Source organism: Mycobacterium sp. SA01, from assembly GCF_041287105.1.
GTDB lineage: Bacteria > Actinomycetota > Actinomycetes > Mycobacteriales > Mycobacteriaceae > Mycobacterium.
The window spans coordinates 455,763-475,173 of the sequence record NZ_JBGGNO010000022.1 but is presented as its reverse complement, the minus strand read 5'-3'; the positions used below and the strand labels follow the sequence as shown (position 1 = coordinate 475,173).

The 19,411-nt window shown below is 66.7% G+C and carries 20 protein-coding genes and 1 pseudogene; 13 read left to right on the top strand and 8 right to left on the bottom strand.

Annotated elements, in window-relative coordinates:
- The first annotated feature begins 12 nt into the window (after positions 1-12).
- Positions 13-753 (top strand): TetR/AcrR family transcriptional regulator, encoded by a 741-nt coding sequence (locus AB4879_RS28355; RefSeq protein WP_370510208.1) that lies wholly within the window; start codon positions 13-15, stop codon positions 751-753.
- 9 nt (positions 754-762) lie between these two features.
- Here AB4879_RS28355 and AB4879_RS28350 read toward each other — a convergent pair whose 3' ends face one another.
- On the bottom strand, positions 763-1,767 hold the full coding sequence (locus AB4879_RS28350) for an aldo/keto reductase (RefSeq protein ID WP_370510207.1): 1,005 nt from the start codon (positions 1,765-1,767) through the stop codon (positions 763-765).
- Between the two features lie 119 nt (positions 1,768-1,886).
- On the opposite strand from AB4879_RS28350, the gene AB4879_RS28345 reads away from it, so the two are divergent.
- Entirely contained in the window at positions 1,887-2,321 is a 435-nt protein-coding gene (locus AB4879_RS28345) for a CBS domain-containing protein (RefSeq protein WP_102805780.1), read from the top strand.
- A 114-nt stretch (positions 2,322-2,435) separates the two neighbouring features.
- Here AB4879_RS28345 and AB4879_RS28340 read toward each other — a convergent pair whose 3' ends face one another.
- Positions 2,436-3,032, bottom strand: coding sequence for a type II toxin-antitoxin system PemK/MazF family toxin (locus AB4879_RS28340; RefSeq protein ID WP_370510206.1), 597 nt, complete (start codon positions 3,030-3,032; stop codon positions 2,436-2,438).
- 42 nt (positions 3,033-3,074) lie between these two features.
- Here AB4879_RS28340 and lepA point away from each other — a divergent pair.
- The 3 genes and pseudogenes from lepA (at position 3,075) to AB4879_RS28325 (ending at position 6,524) form a co-directional block, all read left to right on the top strand.
- A pseudogene (lepA, locus tag AB4879_RS28335) lies at positions 3,075-5,010 on the top strand (translation elongation factor 4).
- Between the two features lie 62 nt (positions 5,011-5,072).
- Positions 5,073-5,774 (top strand): sensor domain-containing protein, encoded by a 702-nt coding sequence (locus AB4879_RS28330; RefSeq protein ID WP_158248978.1) that lies wholly within the window; start codon positions 5,073-5,075, stop codon positions 5,772-5,774.
- A gap of 39 nt (positions 5,775-5,813) precedes the next feature.
- Complete coding sequence (locus AB4879_RS28325) at positions 5,814-6,524, top strand: sensor domain-containing protein (protein WP_370510205.1); 711 nt, start codon at positions 5,814-5,816, stop codon at positions 6,522-6,524.
- A 62-nt stretch (positions 6,525-6,586) separates the two neighbouring features.
- On the opposite strand, the gene AB4879_RS28320 is transcribed toward AB4879_RS28325, so the two are convergent.
- The gene (locus AB4879_RS28320; protein ID WP_370510204.1) at positions 6,587-7,798 is read right to left on the bottom strand and encodes a multidrug effflux MFS transporter; all 1,212 of its coding nucleotides are present in this window, start codon (positions 7,796-7,798) and stop codon (positions 6,587-6,589) included.
- Positions 7,799-7,868: 70 nt separating this feature from the next.
- On the opposite strand from AB4879_RS28320, the gene AB4879_RS28315 reads away from it, so the two are divergent.
- Positions 7,869-8,315, top strand: a complete 447-nt coding sequence (locus tag AB4879_RS28315; RefSeq protein WP_370510203.1) for a MarR family winged helix-turn-helix transcriptional regulator — start codon at positions 7,869-7,871, stop codon at positions 8,313-8,315.
- Between the two features lie 69 nt (positions 8,316-8,384).
- Here the strand turns inward: AB4879_RS28315 and AB4879_RS28310 are convergent, their stop codons facing one another.
- On the bottom strand, positions 8,385-10,397 hold the full coding sequence (locus tag AB4879_RS28310) for a glycoside hydrolase family 15 protein (RefSeq protein WP_233209145.1): 2,013 nt from the start codon (positions 10,395-10,397) through the stop codon (positions 8,385-8,387).
- 109 nt (positions 10,398-10,506) lie between these two features.
- Between AB4879_RS28310 and AB4879_RS28305 the strand changes: the two genes are divergently transcribed.
- The 6 genes from AB4879_RS28305 (at position 10,507) to AB4879_RS28280 (ending at position 14,813) form a co-directional block, all read left to right on the top strand.
- On the top strand, positions 10,507-10,701 hold the full coding sequence (locus AB4879_RS28305) for a hypothetical protein (protein ID WP_102805629.1): 195 nt from the start codon (positions 10,507-10,509) through the stop codon (positions 10,699-10,701).
- Entirely contained in the window at positions 10,634-10,921 is a 288-nt protein-coding gene (locus AB4879_RS28300) for an Ms4533A family Cys-rich leader peptide (protein WP_370510202.1), read from the top strand. Before AB4879_RS28305 ends, AB4879_RS28300 begins: the two co-directional genes overlap by 68 nt.
- 122 nt (positions 10,922-11,043) lie before the next feature.
- Positions 11,044-12,081, top strand: coding sequence for a sulfate ABC transporter substrate-binding protein (locus AB4879_RS28295; RefSeq protein ID WP_102805628.1), 1,038 nt, complete (start codon positions 11,044-11,046; stop codon positions 12,079-12,081).
- Positions 12,078-12,959: a sulfate ABC transporter permease subunit CysT gene (gene cysT / locus AB4879_RS28290; protein WP_370510201.1), complete on the top strand. Its 882-nt coding sequence runs from the start codon at positions 12,078-12,080 to the stop codon at positions 12,957-12,959. The genes AB4879_RS28295 and cysT overlap by 4 nt, the downstream gene beginning before the upstream one ends.
- Positions 12,956-13,768 (top strand): sulfate ABC transporter permease subunit CysW, encoded by an 813-nt coding sequence (cysW, locus tag AB4879_RS28285; protein WP_370510200.1) that lies wholly within the window; start codon positions 12,956-12,958, stop codon positions 13,766-13,768. The genes cysT and cysW overlap by 4 nt, the downstream gene beginning before the upstream one ends.
- A 22-nt stretch (positions 13,769-13,790) precedes the next feature.
- Entirely contained in the window at positions 13,791-14,813 is a 1,023-nt protein-coding gene (locus AB4879_RS28280; protein ID WP_102805625.1) for a sulfate/molybdate ABC transporter ATP-binding protein, read from the top strand.
- On the opposite strand, the gene AB4879_RS28275 is transcribed toward AB4879_RS28280, so the two are convergent.
- From AB4879_RS28275 to AB4879_RS28260, 4 genes are all read right to left on the bottom strand, one after another.
- Complete coding sequence (locus AB4879_RS28275) at positions 14,810-15,514, bottom strand: sirohydrochlorin chelatase (protein WP_370510199.1); 705 nt, start codon at positions 15,512-15,514, stop codon at positions 14,810-14,812. The genes AB4879_RS28280 and AB4879_RS28275 overlap by 4 nt on opposite strands.
- A complete protein-coding gene (locus AB4879_RS28270; protein ID WP_370510198.1) occupies positions 15,511-16,224 on the bottom strand; it encodes a phosphoadenylyl-sulfate reductase in 714 nt (237 codons plus the stop codon). The genes AB4879_RS28275 and AB4879_RS28270 overlap by 4 nt, the downstream gene beginning before the upstream one ends.
- A 28-nt stretch (positions 16,225-16,252) precedes the next feature.
- Positions 16,253-17,923 carry a nitrite/sulfite reductase gene (locus tag AB4879_RS28265; protein WP_370510197.1) on the bottom strand — a complete coding sequence of 557 codons (1,671 nt, stop codon included), beginning with the start codon at positions 17,921-17,923 and terminating at the stop codon, positions 16,253-16,255.
- A 119-nt stretch (positions 17,924-18,042) separates the two neighbouring features.
- Positions 18,043-18,135, bottom strand: coding sequence for an Ms4527A family Cys-rich leader peptide (locus AB4879_RS28260; protein ID WP_353616970.1), 93 nt, complete (start codon positions 18,133-18,135; stop codon positions 18,043-18,045).
- A gap of 93 nt (positions 18,136-18,228) precedes the next feature.
- Between AB4879_RS28260 and hemW the strand changes: the two genes are divergently transcribed.
- Positions 18,229-19,404, top strand: a complete 1,176-nt coding sequence (gene hemW, locus AB4879_RS28255) for a radical SAM family heme chaperone HemW (RefSeq protein ID WP_370510196.1) — start codon at positions 18,229-18,231, stop codon at positions 19,402-19,404.
- Positions 19,405-19,411 lie beyond the last annotated feature (7 nt).

The window sequence follows — 19,411 nt, the reverse complement described above, 5'->3', positions numbered from 1 at the left end:
ACAATTCGCGACGTGCCGACACCGCAGGGCCGGTCACGGGTTCGCGTGATCGGACGGCCCCGCAACGATGCCGATTCGGCGGCGACGACCTCGCCACGCACCGGGATCGTCAACGCCGCGACCCGGCTGTTCTCCGAAAAGGGTTATGCGCAAACCACAATGAGCGACATCGCGCGGGCCGCCGGCCTGCAGCAGTCGTCGCTGTACTACTGGTTCCGCAACAAGGAGCAGCTGCTGGGGGAGACGCTGCTGGTGAACCGGGCGCCGCTGAAGTTCATCGCCGAGGTCGGTGCCGGTTCGGGATCGCCTGCCGTCAAGCTCTACCGGCTGTTGCGCTTCGACACCATCCAGTTGGCGCTCTCGCCGATCGACTTCAACGAGATCCAGCGCATCGCCCACGACCAGCGGGCCGACTTCCACCAGTTCTGGACCGACTATGAGCGGCTCAAAGACTGGGTGTCCGACCTGATCGGTGCGGCGATCGCGGAGGGCAAGTTCATCGACTGCGACCGGGAGGACACCGCCGGGTTGCTGCTGAACTTCGATGAGGGTGCGCAGAAGCGCACCCGCCTGCACACCGACGGGGGCGACCGGGTGGCCGAGGCGGTCCGGGTCGCCGAACAGGTTGCCATCATCTCGGTTCGCGGATTGCTCAAGCGGCCCAGCGAGATCGGCCGGATCAGCGCTCAGGCCGCCCAATTCGACGACACCGCGGTGGCCTTGTCGGTGAGCCAAACCTCGTCGGGGACGTGACCGCCGGGGTCACTCCCGCGCCGAGGACACCCAATTCGGATCGATGGACCGGTGGCCGGACACACTGGCGCCGGCCGCCTCAAGGGCCACCACTTGATCGGGGTTGAGCTGCACCGCCAGCGACGCGGCGTTCTCGTCGACGCGGGCCGCGCGTCGCGTGCCCGGGATCGGCACCGACGCCACACCGAGGACCTCGGCGCGCTGTCGCAACCACGCCAGCGCAACCTGCGCCGGCGTCGCGGCCACTTCGTCGGCGATCGAGCTGACCACCTGCACCACAGCAAGATTGGCGTCCAGTACGTCTTCGGCGAAGCGCGGTATGCGGCTGCGGAAGTCCCCGGCCGAGGAGAGGTCGGCCGCCGACCGGATCGTCCCGGTGAGGAATCCGCGTCCCAGTGGCGAATACGGCACGAAGCCGACGCCGAGTTCGGCGGCCGCCGGCACCACATGGCGTTCGACGTCGCGGCTCCAGATCGACCATTCGCTCTGCACGGCGGCGATCGGGTGCACGGCGGCCGCGGCGCGCAACTCGTCTGCAGTCACCTCCGACAGGCCGAGGTGGCGCACCTTGCCCGCGGTCACCAGCTCGGCCATGGCGCCCACCGTTTCCTCGATCGGCAGCGACACGTCGCGGCGGTGCATGTAGTAGAGGTCGATCACGTCGGTGCCGAGCCGGCCCAGGCTCTCGTCGACACAGCGCCGGACGTACTCCGCATCACCGCGGGCCTTGAGCTTGCCTGTCGTCGGGTCACCGTCGATCCCGAACTTCGTCGCCAGCGTGACCTCGTCGCGCCGGTGGGCCAGCACCTGGCCGATCAGTCGTTCGTTGGCGCCGCCGCCGTAGACGTTGGCGGTGTCGATGAAGGTCATCCCGACGTCCAGGCAGTGGTTCAGCGTCGCCAGTGACTCGGTGTCGTCGACCGCGCCGTAGACCGGCGTCAGCGCCATGCCGCCGAACCCGATCGCGCTGACCGTCAAGCCGTCGCCCAACTCCGTCTTCGGCAAGGTGCCCATGCAGATCTCCTCGTGTCTCGTGGTCGGCCTGTTCTGTCTTAACGCAACCGATGCGGTTTGCTTCCCCGGCGCTCTCACAAGCCTTAACCTGGTGTGACATCCATCACAAGGGGGTGGCGATGCGTATCGCCGACATCCTTCGCAGTAAGGGAACGACGGTGGCCACGGTCACCGAGACCACCACGGTCACCGGCCTGCTGGCCGAGCTGGTCATCCACAACATCGGCGCGATGGTCGTCGTCGGCCCGGACGGCGGCGTGGTGGGCATCGTCTCGGAGCGCGACGTCGTGCGCACGCTGCACGATCACGGTCCGGACCTGCTCCGCAGCGCGGTCGCCGACATCATGAGCACGGTGCTGGTGACGTGCTCGCCCGACGACCAGATCGACGACCTGAGCGCGCTGATGACCAACAACCGGGTGCGGCATGTACCGGTGATGCAGGGCGGCCGGCTGGTGGGCATCGTCAGCATCGGGGACGTGGTCAAGAACCGGATGGAGCAGCTGCAGGCCGAGCAGGAGCATCTGCAGGCCTACATCACGCAGGGCGGCTAGGGGCTCGCTTCTGCGCCGAGATCGACCTCAGGGTCGTGATCCGTGCGTGGCGACAACCCTCACGTCGATCTCGACCGTGACGTCAGGGGTGCCCGCGCACCGCGGGCACAACCGTCAACTCCAGGAGTATTCGTCACGCAGCCGCGCAGCGACCAGCTCGAAGGTGTGCTGATCCAGAATCGCGCCCTCGCGACGGATGCCCTCTTCGGGTACGTCGAGCACCCGGTCCAGGCGTACCCAGCTGGGGCGGCCGTCGTAGTCCCAGCCGCCCGAGCCGATCGCGATCCAGTTGCGGTCCTCGGCGTGGTGGGCCTGGCTGGACAGCATCAACCCGAGCAGCGTCCGGCGATCCCGGCCGACCACCAGCACCGGCCGGTCCTTGCCCTTGGTCGGGTCGTCCTCGTAGACCACCCAGGTCCAGACCACCTCGCCAGGGTCGGCTCGACCGTCGAGATCGGGTGCGTAGACCAGCCGGCGGGCGCGATGCGCCGTCGGGACACTGTTGTCGGTGACCGGGCGGCCCGCGGTGATCGCGGCGGGCTGATCGATCGGGGTGGTGCTGGCCACCAGAACTTCGATGCCCAGCCGCAGGCCCTGTTGGATGGTCCGAGGTACGGCCTGGGGTATCGGCAACTGTCGGATGAACTTGGGCGCCTCGGTGAAAACGAGGTGCTCCGCGATTCTCTGAAACGTCCTCCACTGCGACGCCATTCTGATGAGCATAGGCGGATCGCGCGAGCCTCGTGGCGCGCGATTGTGCCGGGCCGGGCCCTACTCGATACGCTGGAGACGCCCGAGGGCCCCCTCGAAGTACCACCCGACCAGGAGATTTCCCATCAGCAGTTTCGCCGACCAGACGTTCACCGCGCCGGCGCAGATTCGGAACTTCTGCATCATCGCCCATATCGATCATGGGAAGTCGACGCTGGCCGACCGGATGCTGCAGCTCACCGGCGTCGTCGATGAGCGGTCGATGCGCGCGCAGTACCTGGACCGGATGGATATCGAGCGGGAACGCGGCATCACGATCAAGGCGCAGAATGTGCGCCTGCCCTGGGAAAGCAACGGCGAGAAGTACGTCCTGCACCTGATCGACACCCCGGGCCACGTCGACTTCACCTACGAGGTGTCCCGTGCGCTGGAGGCCTGCGAGGGTGCGGTGCTTCTGGTCGACGCCGCCCAGGGCATCGAAGCTCAAACCCTGGCGAATCTGTATCTCGCGCTGGACCGCGATCTGACGATCATTCCGGTGCTCAACAAGATCGACCTGCCCGCCGCCGACCCCGACCGCTATGCCGGTGAGATCGCCCACATCATCGGCTGCGAACCGAGCGACGTGCTGCGGGTGTCCGGCAAGACCGGCGAGGGTGTGGGAGAGCTGCTCGACGAGGTCGTGCGTCTGGTGCCCGCACCGACCGGCGATGCCGACGCGCCGGCCCGGGCGATGATCTTCGACTCGGTCTACGACATCTACCGCGGCGTGGTCACCTACGTCCGCGTGGTCGACGGCAAGATCACCCCGCGCGAGAAGATCAAGATGATGTCCACCGGGGCCACCCACGAACTGCTCGAGGTGGGCATCGTCTCGCCGGAGCCCAAACCCACCGAGGGGCTGGGCGTCGGCGAGGTGGGCTATCTGATCACCGGCGTGAAGGACGTCCGGCAGTCCAAAGTCGGTGACACGGTGACCAGCGCGCGGCACGGCGCCACCGAAGCGCTCACCGGGTACCGCGAGCCCAAACCCATGGTCTATTCGGGGCTGTATCCGGTCGACGGCTCGGACTACCCGAATCTGCGTGAGGCGCTCGACAAGCTGCAACTCAACGACGCCGCGTTGACCTACGAGCCGGAGACGTCGGTGGCGTTGGGCTTCGGATTCCGCTGCGGCTTCCTCGGCCTGCTGCACATGGAGATCACCCGGGAACGCCTCGAGCGCGAGTTCGACCTGGATCTGATCTCCACCTCGCCGAACGTGGTCTACCGGGTGATCAAGGACGACGGCAGCGAACTGATCGTGACCAATCCGTCGGACTGGCCCGAGGGCAAGGTTCGCGAAGTGTATGAGCCGGTGGTGAAATGCACCCTGATCGCGCCTAGTGAGTTCATCGGAACCATCATGGAGCTGTGCCAGTCGCGGCGCGGCGAACTCGGCGGCATGGATTACCTCTCGCCGGAGCGTGTCGAGCTGCGCTACACGATGCCGTTGGGGGAGATAATCTTCGACTTCTTCGACGCGTTGAAATCGCGCACCCGTGGGTATGCCAGCCTGGACTACGAAGAGTCCGGTGAGCAGGAGGCGGCGCTGGTGAAGGTGGACATCCTGCTGCAGGGTGAGGCTGTCGATGCGTTCAGTGCGATCGTGCACAAGGATTCGGCGCAGGCCTACGGCAACAAGATGACCACCAAGCTCAAGGAGCTGATCCCGCGTCAGCAGTTCGAGGTGCCGGTGCAGGCTGCGATCGGCTCCAAAATCATTGCCCGCGAGAACATTCGGGCGATCCGCAAGGACGTTCTCGCCAAGTGCTACGGCGGTGACATCACCCGTAAGCGCAAACTGCTGGAGAAGCAGAAAGAGGGCAAGAAGCGGATGAAGACGATCGGGCGGGTCGACGTTCCTCAGGAGGCGTTCGTCGCCGCGCTGTCCACCGATTCGGCCGGGGACAAGGCCGGCGACAAGGCCAAGAAGTAGGGGGCGAGGGCTCAATCACACGCGACCAAGCTGTCGTTCGGGGGCGATCGATTGTTGGTGCCGTGGTCGGCATCGCTGTGCTGGCAGGGTGCACGAGCACCCTCGATGGCTCGGCGGCACGCCAAGACGACGGTGTTGTCCTGCGCGATCTGGCCGAGGTGTTGCCCACCGGTGCGGAGGTGAGCCGGGCAGCGGGAAATCCGTTGTCCGACAGCGAATCGCCAACCGTCGGCGGAATCGATGCCCTGCCCAACGGAATTCGCGACAATGCCGCCGCCAACCCCATCGAATGTCTCGGGCCTGCCACACCCTTCATGCGCGTGGTGTACGAGGTGGGTGACGTGCGCCGGGCGGCCTGGCAGGAGTTCTCGAACTTCGGTGGCGGCCAAACCGTTTCCAGCGTGGATGCCGGTGTTGTCCAATTCGCTTCCGATGCCGAGGCGCAACGGATGTTCGGTGCTTTCGTCAACCAATGGAAGGCGTGCGAAGGCAAGACGGTGCGTTCCGCCCTGCCCACCCCGGCCGGCGCCGAGATGCGCCAGAAGGTCACCGACGTGAGAGTCGATGGTCCGGTGTTGTCGGCGACGGTGGTCAACTCCGACAACCAGGGCGACGCGTCGTTCCCCACCGAGCGGGCCATCGGGCTGGCGGCTGATTGCGTGGTGGACGTGGACGCCGCGGTCACCGGCGGTCAGCGGCGGCCTTCGGGCCGCGCCGTGAGCCTGGCCGGAACCATGCTGGACAAGGTCGCCCACGGACGATGATCGGTCGTTGACCCACCGGAGCGGGTCGCCCGGGGGACAATGTCGTGCGTGAGCCGCATGCCCGTGTTCTGCGCCGCCGTCCTGGTCAGCGTGCTGCTGTCCGGTTGCGTGTCCACCGTCGGGGGCACGGCACTGCGCGCCGACAGCGCCCTCCCCACGTCCGTTGACGTCCCCACCCTCACGGAGTCCGACCTCGACCGGGTGCTGCTCAGCGCGGGAGAGGTGAACGGCATCATGGGCGCCACCGGGATCCGGGTGACCGGGTCCTCGCAGAACATGAGCGACAACTCCGACGGAGTGTCCGACGTCGACTGCCTCGGGGCGATCTACGGTGCCGAACAGATGGTGTACCAGGGCAGCGACTGGACGGCGGTCCGCGACCAGGTGCTCCAGGAGCCGACCGCCGACAATGCGCACTGGGTCGAACAGATCGCGGTGCTCTATCCGTCGAGTGAGAAGGCCGCGGCGTTCGTCGACAGCTCGCGCACCACGTGGCAGAAGTGCGGCGGCACATCGATCGACATCGACAACGCCGACGTGCACTCCACCTGGAAGATCGATGCTGCGGATGTGAGCGGCGACGTCCTGACGCAGGTCTCCACTCAGCGCAACGCCGGCGGATGGGGCTGCCAGCACGCGCTGACCTCGGCGTCCAACGTGGTGGTCGAGGCATGGGCGTGTAGCAATTCCATCGCCGACGAGGCCAGTGCCATCGCCTCGGGCATGATCAAGAATGCGGCAAATAAGTAACTACCGTTCTTGAAGGTGTTGTTGTGCAACGGATCTCGTGATCGCGGCTCAGCCGGGCCTGATCAGCTGACCCGGCGGCCGACGAGGAAGGCCGCCAGCGCCAGCACCGCCAGGGTCACCATCACCACTGCCAGCGGCAGGGCGGTGTGCTCTCCGCCCAGGCTGACCAGCGGTGAGACGGCGGCGCCGAGTCCGAATTGCAGCGCGCCCAGGCCGGCCGACCCCGTGCCGGCGGCGCGGGGGACTGCGGCCAGCGCCAGCGCGGTGGCATTGCCGAGGATCAGGCCCTGGGATGCGACGGCCACGAAGATCGGGATGGGGATCAGCCAAGCCGGTGCCCCGGTGAGAACCAGACCGAGTAGCACGAGCGTGGCGGCCATGGTCAGGCCCAGGCCCACACCCAGCAGCGTGGCGGTGGCGATGCGCTGGTTCAGCCGCGCCGACAGCGAGCTCACGCTGACGATGCCCAGTGCGTTGATGCCGAAGGCGACGCCGTACTGCGTCGGGGTGAGCCCCACCATCACCTGGTAGACGAACGGTGAGGCCGAGATGTAGGCCATCATCACCGAGAAACCGAACGCGAAGGCCAGCGTGTTGGCGATGTAGGCCCGGGACCGTAGCGCTGTCCACGGCGAGATACCCTGTGCGGCATCGGCTTTCAATTCTTCCCTACGATGAGCCGGGTGTGATTCGCGCACCACGGCCACGGTCGCGACCAGCATGGCCACCGTGAGGCCGCAGACCACCCAAAGGATGCCGCGCCAGCCGACGGGGCCGACCAGCAGTCCGCCGGCGAACGGTGCGACCACCGGCGCGACGCCGCCGACGATCATCATCAGGCTGAACGCCCGGCCCGCGCTCTTGCCGCCCGCGAGGTCGGAGATCACCGCGCGACCGATCACCATGCCGGCGGCACCGGTGAAGCCCTGGGCGAACCGGGCCGCGATGAGGACGGCGATGTTCGGGGCGGTGGCGGCGACGACGCTGGCCAGCACGCACAGCAGCGCCCCGACGATCAGCGGGGTGCGCCGGCCCAGCCGGTCGGACAGGGGGCCGAACAGCAACTGGCCGAACGTCAATCCGAGCAGGAACGCCGTCAAGGTCAGCTGCACGGCTGTGGCGCTGGCCTGCAATTCGGCGGTCATCTCGGGAAAGGCGGGGAGGTAGAGGTCGGTGGCCACCGGTGCGACCGCATTGAGCAGCGCGAGTACCACCAGCAGCCACGGCGAGATCGCGGTCTCGTGGGTCTGGGCGTCCCGGGTGGCGGTCGTCATGGAAGAACCTCATCTAGATAGTTATGAGAAAATAACTATCAAAGAATAACTAATGCGCTAGGATTTGTCCATGGATGGTGAGTTGGCCGATCTCGCCGAGGCGATCATCGGAGTGGCGCGGGAGCTTCGACTCCACCTCGACACCGCAGCCGCATCGGACGCCGACATCGTCGAGTTGACGGCGTCGGAAGCCCACCTGATGCGGCACATCGACCACCACCCGGGCGTCACGCCCAGCGACCTGGCCCGGGCGACCGGCCTGCAGCGCAGCAATATGTCCACCGCGCTCCGAAGCTTGGAGAACCGCGGCTTCGTCGAACGCCGTGCCGATCCGCACGACGCGCGCGGCGTGAATCTGTACCCGACCGATCGGGCTGCCGAGAACCTCGAGCGCCTGCGGCGGCAGTGGGCCCAGCTGATGGACAACGGCCTCCGGGGGGATCGACAGGATGCCGCGGCCGCGAAAGCTCTCCTCGAACGGGTCGAAGCGGCTCTGAAGGCCGACCGGCTGGGGTAAAGGCCATCCGCCTACATCTGCCTATCTGTAGGCCATCCGCCTACATCTGCCCATTTGTAGGCCATCCGCCTACATCGGGGCGTTGGCCGGCTGGAACACGCCCGTGCTGTCGGCCTCTTCCTCGGCGCGGATCACGTGCACCACGGCATTGATCAACGCCAGGTGGGTGAACGCCTGCGGGAAGTTACCCAGATGCCGGCCGGTGCGCGGTTCGATCTCCTCGGCGTACAGATGCAGCGGGCTGGCGAAGGACAGCAGCCGTTCGCACAGATGCCGGGCCCGGCTGACCTCGCCGATCTCGACCAGTGCCGACACCAGCCAGAACGAGCAGATCGTGAACGATCCCTCCTCGCCGGACAGGCCGTCGTCGGTTTCCTCGACGCGGTAGCGCAGCACCAGACCGTCCTCGGTGAGCTCGTCGGCGATCGCCAGCACCGTGGCCCGCACCCGCGGGTCGTCCGACGGCAGGAACCGCACCAACGGCACCAACAGCAGTGACGCATCCAGGGCGTCGTCGCCGTACCGCTGGGTGAGCACCCCGCGGTCGTCGACGCCGTGCGTCAGGATGTCGGCCTTGATCTCCTCGGCGATTGCTCGCCACTGCTGCGCGTAGCTCTTCTCGCCGACCAGTTCGGCCAGCTTCGAGCCGCGATCCAGCGCCACCCAGCACATCACCTTCGACGAGGTGAAGTGCTGGGGTTCGCCGCGCACCTCCCAGATGCCCCGGTCGGGTTCCCGCCAGTGTTTGATCGCCTCTTCGACCTGCTCCTTGAGCACCGGCCAGAGCTGATCGGAGATCTGTTCGCGCGACTTGGCGTGCAGATACACCGAGTCCAGCATGGTGCCCCAGATGTCGTGCTGCATCTGGTTGTAGGCGCCGTTGCCGATGCGCACCGGCCGGGCGTTGTCGTAGCCGGACAGGTGGTGCAGTTCCTCTTCGACCAGTTCGCGTTCCCCGCCGACTGCGTACATCACCTGCAGCGGATGCCGTTCACCGTTGTTGGCGCCGGAGACGTCGGCGATGAAGGAGAAGAAGTCGTCGGCCTCGCGGTCCAGACCCAGGGTGTACAGACCCCACAGCGCGAACGTCGAGTCTCGCACCCAGGCATAGCGGTAATCCCAATTGCGTTCGCCCTGAGGCGTTTCCGGCAGCGACGTGGTGGAGGCGGCCAGCAGTGCGCCGGTCGGCGAATACGTCAGACCCTTGAGGGTGAGCGCGCTGCGTTGCAGATACGACCGCCACGGGTGGTCGGGGAAGTCGCCGATGTTGATCCACTGCCGCCACGCCTCGCTGGTCTGCCACATCTTGTCGGCGGCTTCCTCGTAGGTCTGCGGCGACGGATGCTTCGACCAGGACAGGGCGACGAACACGTTGTCGCCTTCTTTGAGGCGGGTGCGGGCGCGTGCTTCCCGGCCTTCGAGGCCGATGCGAAGGTTCGTGGTCAGCCGCAGCGTCGGATGCGCGTCAGGATCGGTCCTGGCCCGCGCGATCGCCTCGCCGTAGGCGCTGGCCGAGTACTCCCAGGCGGCGTTGACCCGGCCGTAGTCGAAGGACGGTTCGCAGTTCATCACCACTTCGACCGTGCCGCTCACACAGCGCACCGTGCGCAGCAGGATGTGCTCGGCGTCCCAGTCCATGGGGGTGCGCCGGTGGGTCCGCGACCGGGCCTCGATGTCGTGCCACGGACCCATCACGAGTGCTTCGCGCACGATCAGCCAGCCGGTGTGCGTCTGCCAGGTGGTCTCCAGGATGAGGCTGCCCGGTAGATAACGGCGGGCCGCCGGAACCGACACACCGTAGGGGCCCAGTCGGAAATGCCCGGCGCCGCGGTCCAGAATCGCCCCGAAAACGCTGGGGGAGTCGGGCCGGGGAACGCACAGCCACTCCACGGCGCCCGCCGACGAGATCAGACAGGTGTTCTCGCAGTCGGAGAGGAAGCCGTAGTCCGCGATCGGTGGGAACGGGTTGCGCAGCGCAGCCGGCGAGGCATAGGGCACCGGGGCGGTCACGGACAACGGCGCGGGCGCCTGGACGCGCACGGCGTCGGTGTTCTCACCGGCTGGCTGGGCTTGGAGGACCATCTGGACATCATCGAACGCCGACCCTGTTGCCGTCTACTTATGCCCCGATCCGTGGCTTTGCTGTTACCGCGGCAAAGACCCGCAGGCAGGCACCGCCTACGCTGGAGCAATGCAGGGAGTGCTGAGCTGGTGGGACGGCGTCGAACTGTGGTTGTCCGGGCTGGGTTTCGTCGTTCAGACCATCGTCGTGATGCCGGTCGTTCTGCTGCTCGCCTACGTCATCGCGGTGGTGATCGATGCGCTGCTCGGCAACGGCATGCGGCTGGTGCGCCGGGTGCGTCACGCCGACCGGCGGCAGGAGTGACCGGGATGCCACGATCACGCGTGACGCTCGCCCTGGTGGCCCTGCTGGTCTTGATCATCGTGCTGTGGCTGGTCAACCGCTGATACCTCCGCCGGTCGTCCATCGGAACTCTGTTAAGCTTCGCGCCATGCATTCGGCGACCGGTTACGGCGAGGGCCACATTTTGGCCCTCATTGCCGTTGGCCCGTTGGCTGTTGCTGATGTTGCATGTTGTCGCTGACACCGTTGTGCCCGTCCGCGGTCTGGTGTCGGTGATGGTCGTTGACACTTCGTTGTCCAACATCGCCATTCCGTTGCGACGGGGCTCGATTCGCCCGTAACCCGCAATGAGAAAGGCCAGTAATGCCCAAGATTCACCTTCCCGGTCGCCGGTGGGGTACCGCCGTCGCGTTGGCGACGACCGCAACGGTGCTCGCCGCCTGCGGAGGCGGGTCCAGCGACGTTCCCGGTGGCGGCAACCAGCCGAAAGCGGACACCACCCTCACCCTGGTGGCCTATGCCGTCCCCGAGCCAGGCTGGAGCAAGATCATCCCGGCGTTCGCCGCCACCCCGGAGGGCAAGGGTGTCGCAGTGACGACCTCCTACGGTGCCTCCGGCGACCAGTCGCGGGGTGTGGTCGACGGCAAGCCGGCCGACATCGTGAACTTCTCTGTCGAGCCCGACGTCACCCGCCTGGTCAAGGCGAACAAGGTGGCCGCCGACTGGAACAAGTCCACCACCCAGGGCATCCCGTTCGGTTCGGTCGTGTCGCTGGTCGTCCGCAAAGGCAACCCGAAGAACATCAAGGACTGGGACGACTTGGTGAAGCCCGGCATCGAGGTGGTCACCCCGAGCCCGCTCAGTTCGGGATCGGCCAAGTGGAACCTGTTGGCGCCCTACGCCGCCAAGAGCAACGGCGGCAAGGATGCGCAAGCCGGCCTCGACTTCGTCAACAAGCTGGTGACCGAGCACGTCAAGACCCGTCCGGGGTCGGGCCGCGAGGCCACCGACGTGTTCCTGCAGGGCACCGGAGACGTGCTGATCAGTTATGAGAACGAGGCGATCAACACCGAGCGTCAGGGCAAGCCAGTCGAGCACGTCATCCCGCCGCAGACGTTCAAGATCGAGAACCCGGTGGCGGTGGTGACCACCAGCGCCCATCTGGACAAGGCGACCGCGCTGAACAACTACCTGTTCACGCCGGAAGGCCAGAAGATCTGGGCACAGGCCGGTTTCCGGCCAGTCGATCCGTCGGTGGCCGCTGACTTCGCCACCGACTTCCCGACACCACAGAAGCTCTGGACGATCGCCGATCTCGGTGGCTGGAGCACGGTCGATCCGGCCCTGTTCGACAAGGACAATGGCACCATTACGAAGATCTACAAGCAGGCCACTGGATGACAGCAGCTATCGAGCCAAATCCTCAGGCGGTCCGGCCCGAGCTCACTCCGAGTGAGCCGGGCGGGCCGTCCGGCTTCCTGGCCCGCAGGCACGGCACCACCAGCCTGCGGGTGGGGGCGGCGTCGATCTGGCTGAGCGTCATCGTGCTGCTGCCGCTGGCCGCGATCGTGTGGCAGTCGGCCAAGGGCGGCTGGCACGACTTCTGGGCGACCGTCACGTCCAATGCGGCGCTGGAGTCGTTCAAGGTGACGCTGACGATCTCGATCGGCGTCACTGTGGTCAACGCGGTGTTCGGGCTGCTGGTCGCCTGGGTGCTCACTCGCGACGAGTTCGTAGGCAAGCGGTTGGTCGATGCCGTGATCGACCTGCCGTTCGCGCTGCCCACCATCGTGGCGAGCCTGGTCATGCTGGCGCTCTACGGGCCGAACAGCCCGATCGACTTGCACCTGCAGCACACCAAATGGGGTGTGGGCGTAGCGCTGCTGTTCGTCACGCTGCCCTTCGTGGTGCGATCGGTTCAGCCGGTGCTCCTCGAACTCGACCGCGAGGTCGAGGAGGCCGCCGCGTCGCTTGGTGCGACGAACTTCGTCATCTTCACCAAGGTGGTGCTGCCCGCGTTGCTGCCGTCGCTGCTGTCCGGTGCCGGTCTGGCGTTCTCGCGTGCGATCGGTGAGTTCGGCTCGGTGGTGCTGATCGGTGGCGCGGTACCGGGGGAGACCGAAGTCTCCTCGCAGTGGATCCGCACGCTGATCGAGAACGACGATCCTTCCGGTGCGGCGGCGATTTCGATTGTGCTGCTGGTCGTCTCGTTCATCGTGTTGTTCATCCTGCGCGCCATCGGTTCCCGCGCCGCCAAGCGGGAGGAGCTGTCGGCATGATCCCGTCGCCCCTGGTCCGCTTTCTCACCCGTTACGTCGCGCTCGCCTACATCGCGGTCCTGGTGCTCGTGCCTGTCGGTCTGATCCTGTGGCGGACGTTCGCACCCGGCTTCGGTACGTTCGTCGAATCCATCACCACGCCCGCCGCGATTTCGGCACTGCAGTTGTCGCTGCTGGTGGTGGCGATCGTGGTGCCACTCAACGTGGTCTTCGGGGTGCCGACCGCGCTGGTGCTGGCGCGTAACAAGTTTCGCGGCAAATCCGCGCTGCAGGCCGTCATCGACCTGCCTTTCGCGGTGTCGCCGGTGGTCGTTGGTGTGGCGTTGATACTGCTGTGGGGTAGCTCGGGATTGTTCGGGTTCGTCCAGAACAACATGGGCTTGAAGATCATTTTCGGCTTGCCCGGCATCGTGCTGGCCAGCATCTTCGTCACTGTTCCATTCGTGATCCGCGAGGTCGAACCGGTTCTGCACGAGCTCGGCACCGATCAGGAACAAGCGGCGGCGACACTGGGATCCAGCTGGTGGCAGACATTCTGGCGAATCACGCTGCCGTCGATCCGGTGGGGTCTGACCTACGGCATCGTGCTGACCGTCGCCCGCACGCTCGGCGAGTACGGCGCGGTGATCATGGTGTCCTCCAACCTGCCCGGCACGTCGCAAACCCTGACCCTGCTGGTCTCCGACCGCTACAGCCGTGGTGCCGAGTACGGCGCCTACGCCGTTTCGACTCTGTTGATGGCCGTCGCGGTACTGGTCCTGATCGTCCAGGTGGTTCTGGACGCCCGGCGGGCCAAGGCGAGCGAGTAATCCCACTAGGAGAACGACTCTCATGACCAATGCCATCACCGTCGCGGGCGCGAACAAGCGTTATGGCGACTTCGCTGCCCTCGACAACGTCGATTTCGTGGTGCCGGCGGGGTCGTTGACCGCACTGCTCGGCCCCAGTGGATCGGGAAAATCGACACTGCTGCGCGCGATCGCCGGGCTGGATCAACCCGACACCGGCACCATCACGATCAACGGGCGGGACGTCACCAACGTGCCCCCGCAGCGCCGCGGGATCGGCTTCGTGTTCCAGCACTACGCCGCGTTCAAGCACCTGACCGTGCGGGAGAACGTCGCGTTCGGATTGAAAATTCGCAAGAAGCCGAAAGCTGAGGTCAAGGCGAAGGTCGACGACCTGCTCGAGGTCGTCGGGCTGGCCGGCTTCCAAACGCGTTATCCCAACCAGCTTTCCGGCGGTCAGCGCCAACGGATGGCGCTTGCCCGTGCGCTGGCCGTCGACCCTGAGGTGCTCCTGCTCGACGAACCGTTCGGCGCGCTGGACGCCAAGGTCCGCGACGATCTGCGGACCTGGCTGCGGCGACTGCACGACGAAGTGCACGTCACGACGGTGCTCGTCACCCACGATCAGGCCGAAGCTCTGGACGTGGCCGACCGGATCGCGGTGCTCAACAAGGGCCGGATCGAACAGATCGGCTCGCCGACCGACGTCTACGACAGTCCGGCCAATGCGTTCGTCATGTCCTTTCTCGGCACGGTGTCGTCGCTCAACGGAATCCTGGTGCGCCCGCACGACATTCGGGTTGGCCGCAATCCGGAGATGGCGATCGCGGCGGGGGATGGCACGGCCGAGTCGACCGGAGTAACCCGTGCCACCATCGATCGGGTGGTGTATCTGGGCTTCGAGGTACGAGTCGAACTGACCAGCGCCACCAACGGCGCCCCGTTCACCGCGCAGATCACCCGCGGCGACGCCGAGGCGCTGGCGCTGAAAGAGGGCGACACCGTCTACGTGCGGGCCACCCGGGTCCCGCCGATCGCCGGCGAGGTCCAGGTCGCGGCCAGTTAGGCGGCCATCCGGTTCGCGACGGCGGTATCGAACCGGTCGAGCACCGTCTCGGCCACCAACCGATGCGCGCCGAGCGGGGCGACCATGGACAGGCCTGCGGCATCGGCGATCGCGGCCACCCGGTCGGTGATGCGGCCCGGCGCGATGAACCACGGCGCCACCACGATCCGCCGCGCGCCGCTGTTGCGCAGCAACTCGATCCCGTCCTGCACCGACGGCTGGGGACCGGTGGCGTAGGCGACGTGCACCCCCGACCATCGGGTACCGCGGCCCAACGTGTCGGCGAGCGCCGCGGTGCGGGCGTTGGCGGCGGCACGGGACGAACCGACCGCCACCACCAGCACGCCGAGGCCGCGCTCGAACTGATGAATCTGGTGCTCCGCCAAGCGTTCCCGCATGACGGTCAGCAGACGCGGATCCTCGCCGAGGGTGTCGGCCTGGATCACGTCGGCGCCGGTGTCGGCGATCATCGCCGGGATGTCGACGCGGGCGTGGTAGGCGCTCGCCAACAGCAGCGGGGTGACGACCGCGGGGCCGTCGAGTGACCGCAGGACATCACTGAGGTTCGGGGCGTGCTTCTCGCAGAACGCCACTCGCACGTCGAGCTCGGGCCGCAGCATGCGGATGTGCTCGGCCACCCCGTATGTGGTCACCGCGGAACGCGGATCGGCACTGCCGTGCGCGGTGAGGATGAGCCTCACGAAACGTGAAGCCCGCATTCGGTTTTGGCCAGGCCCTGCCAGCGTCCACTACGCGGGTCGGCGCCCTCGACCGGCTTGGCCGTGCACGGCGCGCAACCGATCGACGGATAGCCTTCGTCGACAAGCGGATTCACCAGCACGCCGTTGGCCTGGATGTAGGCGTCCATGTCCTCATCGGTCCATGCGGCCAGCGGGTTGATCTTCACCAGCTTGAAGCCTTCATCGAAGCTGATCAGTGGCGCGTTGGCGCGAGTGGGTGCCTCGACCCGACGGATACCGGTGACCCAGGCGGTGTATCCCCCCAGCGCCTTGCTCAGCGGCACCACCTTGCGCAGCCGGCAGCATTCGCCCGGATTGCTGGCGAACAGGTCCTTGCCCAGCAGTTGATCCTGCTCGGTCACGCTGTGCTCGGGCGTGACGTTGACGACGTGAATGTCGTACACCGCCTCGACCGCATCGCGGGTGCCGATCGTCTCGGCGAAGTGGTAGCCCGTGTCGAGGAACAGCACATCCACGCCGGGGCGCACCTTCGAGGCCATGTCGACCAGCACCGCGTCCTGCATGTTGGAGGCGACGACGTAGTCACCACCGAAGTGCTTGTCGGTCCAGGCCAGCAGGTCGAGCGCGCTGGCGCCGTCGAGTTCGGCCGCGCCACGTTCGGCAAGCTCCCGCAGCTCGGCCTCGGTCGCCCTGTCCACCCCAATACTCATCTCGTCTCTCCGCTCTTCGCGCAAGCGCTCATCGCAACTCATCCTCTTCAGCCCGGACGGCCCACTGGGCGAAACGCTCGCCGTCGCTTCTTTGTTTCACGAAGTTGCGCACCACTCGCTCGATGTAGTCGCCGAGCTCGGTGCTGGTGACCTTGTGCTGGCGCAGTTTGCGGCCGAAACCGCTGTCCAGCCCCAGGCTTCCGCCCAGGTGCACCTGGAACCCTTCCTCCGGGCCGTTGCCGTCGTCGATCATCTGACCCTTGAAGCCGATGTCGGCGATCTGGATGCGCGCGCACGAGTTGGGGCAGCCGTTGATGTTGACCGTGACCGGGACGTCGAGCTGGGAGTTGATGTCCTCGAGCCGCTTCTCCAGATCGGGCACCAGGCTCTGAGCGCGCACCCGGGTCTCGGCGAAGCTGAGCTTGCAGAACTCGATTCCTGTGCAGGCCATCAGGTTTCGTCGCCAGTGCGACGGTGTTGACGGCAGGCCGAGCGCGTCGAGCCCACTTCGAAGTTCGTAAAGCTTGTCATCGGGAACGTCCAGGACGATGAGTTTCTGGTACGGCGTGAACCGGACCCGATTGGAGCCTGCGGCCTCAGCCAGGTCGGCAACCTTCGTGAGGATCGTGCCCGAGACGCGTCCGGCGATCGGCGCGACCCCGACAGCGTTGAGCCCGTTCTTGAGCCGTTGCACACCCACGTGGTCGATCGGGCGCACGACGGGCTCGGGTGCGGGCCCGTCGATCAGGGGCCGCTTCAAGTACTCCGTCTCGAGAACTTCGCGGAACTTTTCTACGCCCCAGTCCTTGATCAGGAACTTCAGCCGGGCTTTGGCGCGCAGCCGCCGGTAGCCGTAGTCGCGGAACACACTGACCACGGCCTCCCAGACGTCGGGCACCTCGTCCAGTGGCACCCAGGCGCCGACGCGTTGTCCGAGCATCGGATTGGTGGACAGACCGCCGCCGACCCACAGGTCGAAACCGGGACCGTGGTCGGGGTGGTTGACCCCGATGAAGGCGACATCGTTGACCTCGTGCACCACGTCCTGCAGACCACTGATCGCGGTCTTGAACTTGCGGGGGAGGTTCGAATACTCCGGCTTACCGATGTAGCGCTTCACAATCTCGTTGATCGCGGGCGTGCCGTCGATGACCTCGTCGAGCGATTCTCCCGCCAGCGGCGAGCCCAGCACCACGCGTGGGCAGTCACCGCACGCCTCGGTGGTTTGCAGACCCACCTCATCGAGGCGGCGCCAGATCTCCGGCATGTCCTCGACCTGGATCCAGTGGTACTGGACGTTCTCGCGGTCGCTGATATCCGCGGTATCGCGGGCGAACTCGGTCGAAATGCCGCCGAGAGTCCGAAGCGCGGCGGTGGTCAGAGCGCCACCGTCGCTGCGCACCCGCAGCATGAAGAACTCGTCTTCGAGCATGTCGGTGTTCTCATCACCGGTCCAGGTGCCGTCGTAACCGGGCTTGCGCTGGGTGTACAGACCCCACCAGCGCATCCGGCCGCGCAGGTCGGTCTTGTCGATGCTCGCGAAGCCCTGCTTGGCGTAGATGTTCTCGATACGGTCCCGGACGTTGAGTGCGTCGTCGTCCTTCTTGAACTGCTCGTTCGGGTTCAGCGGCTCGCGCTCACCCAGAGCCCACTGGCCTTCACTGCGTGTCTTCGCCGCGGCCTTGGTCGGCTGAGTCATGAAATGTGCTCCTCGATGTCAAGGAGCTGGCGTTCGAATCGCGCGAATCCACCGGTGAGCTGTTCCGGCGGCGCAGATCCGGTCGGCCAGCTGAGGTACAGGTGGGCGGGTCTACGGCGTCAAGCCAGACAACAACAGGTACAGACGCGCTTGAAATCCACATGCCGCCGAGCCACCAGTGCCACACGGCGCAGGTTCTGGGGGGCGAGCATGCGGGCCATTCTGCCACGAACGGCCCCGATAGCTCTAACCGGGCCAAATTTCGACTCGCGGTGAGCGAAAGTCGGCTCTGGGACACTGAACGGATGTCGGTCCGCCCCGTGCCGGCCGCCCTACCGGAATTCGCACTGACTCCCGGAACGGCGTTCGGCATCTACGTCCACGTGCCCTTCTGCGCCACGCGGTGCGGGTACTGCGACTTCAACACCTATACGGCTGCTGAGCTCGGCGGCGCCTCGCCGCAGGGCTGGCTGACCGCGCTGCGCTCCGAACTGGAGTTGACCGCCGCCCTGCTGGGTGAGGTGGCCGTCGACACGGTCTTCGTCGGCGGTGGCACCCCGTCGCTGCTCGGTGGCGCGGGATTGGCCTCGGTGCTCGCGGCCATCCGCGCCAACTTCACGCTGGCTGCTCAAGCCGAGGTCACCACCGAGGCCAACCCGGAGTCGACGTCGCAGGCGTTCTTCGCCGAGATCCGCGCCGCGGGCTACACCCGGGTGTCGTTGGGCATGCAGTCCACGGCGCGACGGGTGCTGGCAGTGCTGGACCGGACCCACTCCCCGGGGCGGCCGCTACAGGCCGCCGCCGAGGCGATGGCGGCGGGCTTCGAGCACGTCAACATCGACCTCATCTACGGCACGCCGGGGGAGTCCGATGACGATTTGGCACGCTCGGTCGACGCCGCGCTGAGCGCCGGCGTCGACCACATCTCGGCCTATGCGTTGGTGGTCGAGGACGGTACGGCGCTGGCTCGCCGGGTGCGCCGCGGCGAAATCGAAGCGCCGGACGACGACGTCCTCGCGCACCGTTACGAATTGCTCGACCAGCGGCTGGCGGCGGCGGGGCTGAGTTGGTACGAGGTGTCCAATTGGAGCCGTCCCGGCGGTGAGTGCCGGCACAACATCGGCTACTGGAACGGCGGGCAGTGGTGGGGTGCGGGGCCCGGGGCCCACGGGTTCGTCGGGGACACCCGGTGGTGGAACGTCAAGCACCCCAAAACGTACGCCGAGCAGCTGGCTGACGGGCGGCTGCCGGTGGCAGATTTCGAGCGTCTCGGTCCCGATGCCCGCCACATCGAGAACGTGCTGTTGGGAATCAGGTTGCGCACCGGGTTGCCGGTCGCCGCGCTGACCGAATCCGAACAGGCGCGTGCGGTCCGGGCCGTGGACGACGGGCTGTTGACGCGGGCCGGAGAGCGGTTGCTGCTCACCGACCGTGGCCGGCTGCTGGCCGATGCCGTGGTGCGCGACCTCCTCGACGACTGAGGGCCGG

What these genes read in the sequence shown, in the direction of transcription:
- AB4879_RS28340 (WP_370510206.1), bottom strand. Translation starts at nt 3,032, where the DNA reads ATGGCGTCGCAGTGGAGGACGTTTCAGAGAATCGCGGAGCACCTCGTT.
- cysT (WP_370510201.1), top strand. Translation starts at nt 12,078, where the DNA reads ATGACAGCAGCTATCGAGCCAAATCCTCAGGCGGTCCGGCCCGAGCTC.
- AB4879_RS28270 (WP_370510198.1), bottom strand. Translation starts at nt 16,224, where the DNA reads ATGAGTATTGGGGTGGACAGGGCGACCGAGGCCGAGCTGCGGGAGCTT.
- AB4879_RS28350 (WP_370510207.1), bottom strand. Translation starts at nt 1,767, where the DNA reads ATGGGCACCTTGCCGAAGACGGAGTTGGGCGACGGCTTGACGGTCAGC.
- AB4879_RS28315 (WP_370510203.1), top strand. Translation starts at nt 7,869, where the DNA reads ATGGATGGTGAGTTGGCCGATCTCGCCGAGGCGATCATCGGAGTGGCG.
- AB4879_RS28280 (WP_102805625.1), top strand. Translation starts at nt 13,791, where the DNA reads ATGACCAATGCCATCACCGTCGCGGGCGCGAACAAGCGTTATGGCGAC.
- AB4879_RS28305 (WP_102805629.1), top strand. Translation starts at nt 10,507, where the DNA reads ATGCAGGGAGTGCTGAGCTGGTGGGACGGCGTCGAACTGTGGTTGTCC.
- hemW (WP_370510196.1), top strand. Translation starts at nt 18,229, where the DNA reads ATGTCGGTCCGCCCCGTGCCGGCCGCCCTACCGGAATTCGCACTGACT.
- AB4879_RS28260 (WP_353616970.1), bottom strand. Translation starts at nt 18,135, where the DNA reads ATGCTCGCCCCCCAGAACCTGCGCCGTGTGGCACTGGTGGCTCGGCGG.
- AB4879_RS28265 (WP_370510197.1), bottom strand. Translation starts at nt 17,923, where the DNA reads ATGACTCAGCCGACCAAGGCCGCGGCGAAGACACGCAGTGAAGGCCAG.
- cysW (WP_370510200.1), top strand. Translation starts at nt 12,956, where the DNA reads ATGATCCCGTCGCCCCTGGTCCGCTTTCTCACCCGTTACGTCGCGCTC.
- AB4879_RS28320 (WP_370510204.1), bottom strand. Translation starts at nt 7,798, where the DNA reads ATGACGACCGCCACCCGGGACGCCCAGACCCACGAGACCGCGATCTCG.
- AB4879_RS28300 (WP_370510202.1), top strand. Translation starts at nt 10,634, where the DNA reads ATGCGCTGCTCGGCAACGGCATGCGGCTGGTGCGCCGGGTGCGTCACG.
- AB4879_RS28295 (WP_102805628.1), top strand. Translation starts at nt 11,044, where the DNA reads ATGCCCAAGATTCACCTTCCCGGTCGCCGGTGGGGTACCGCCGTCGCG.
- AB4879_RS28345 (WP_102805780.1), top strand. Translation starts at nt 1,887, where the DNA reads ATGCGTATCGCCGACATCCTTCGCAGTAAGGGAACGACGGTGGCCACG.
- AB4879_RS28310 (WP_233209145.1), bottom strand. Translation starts at nt 10,397, where the DNA reads ATGGTCCTCCAAGCCCAGCCAGCCGGTGAGAACACCGACGCCGTGCGC.
- AB4879_RS28325 (WP_370510205.1), top strand. Translation starts at nt 5,814, where the DNA reads ATGTCGTGCGTGAGCCGCATGCCCGTGTTCTGCGCCGCCGTCCTGGTC.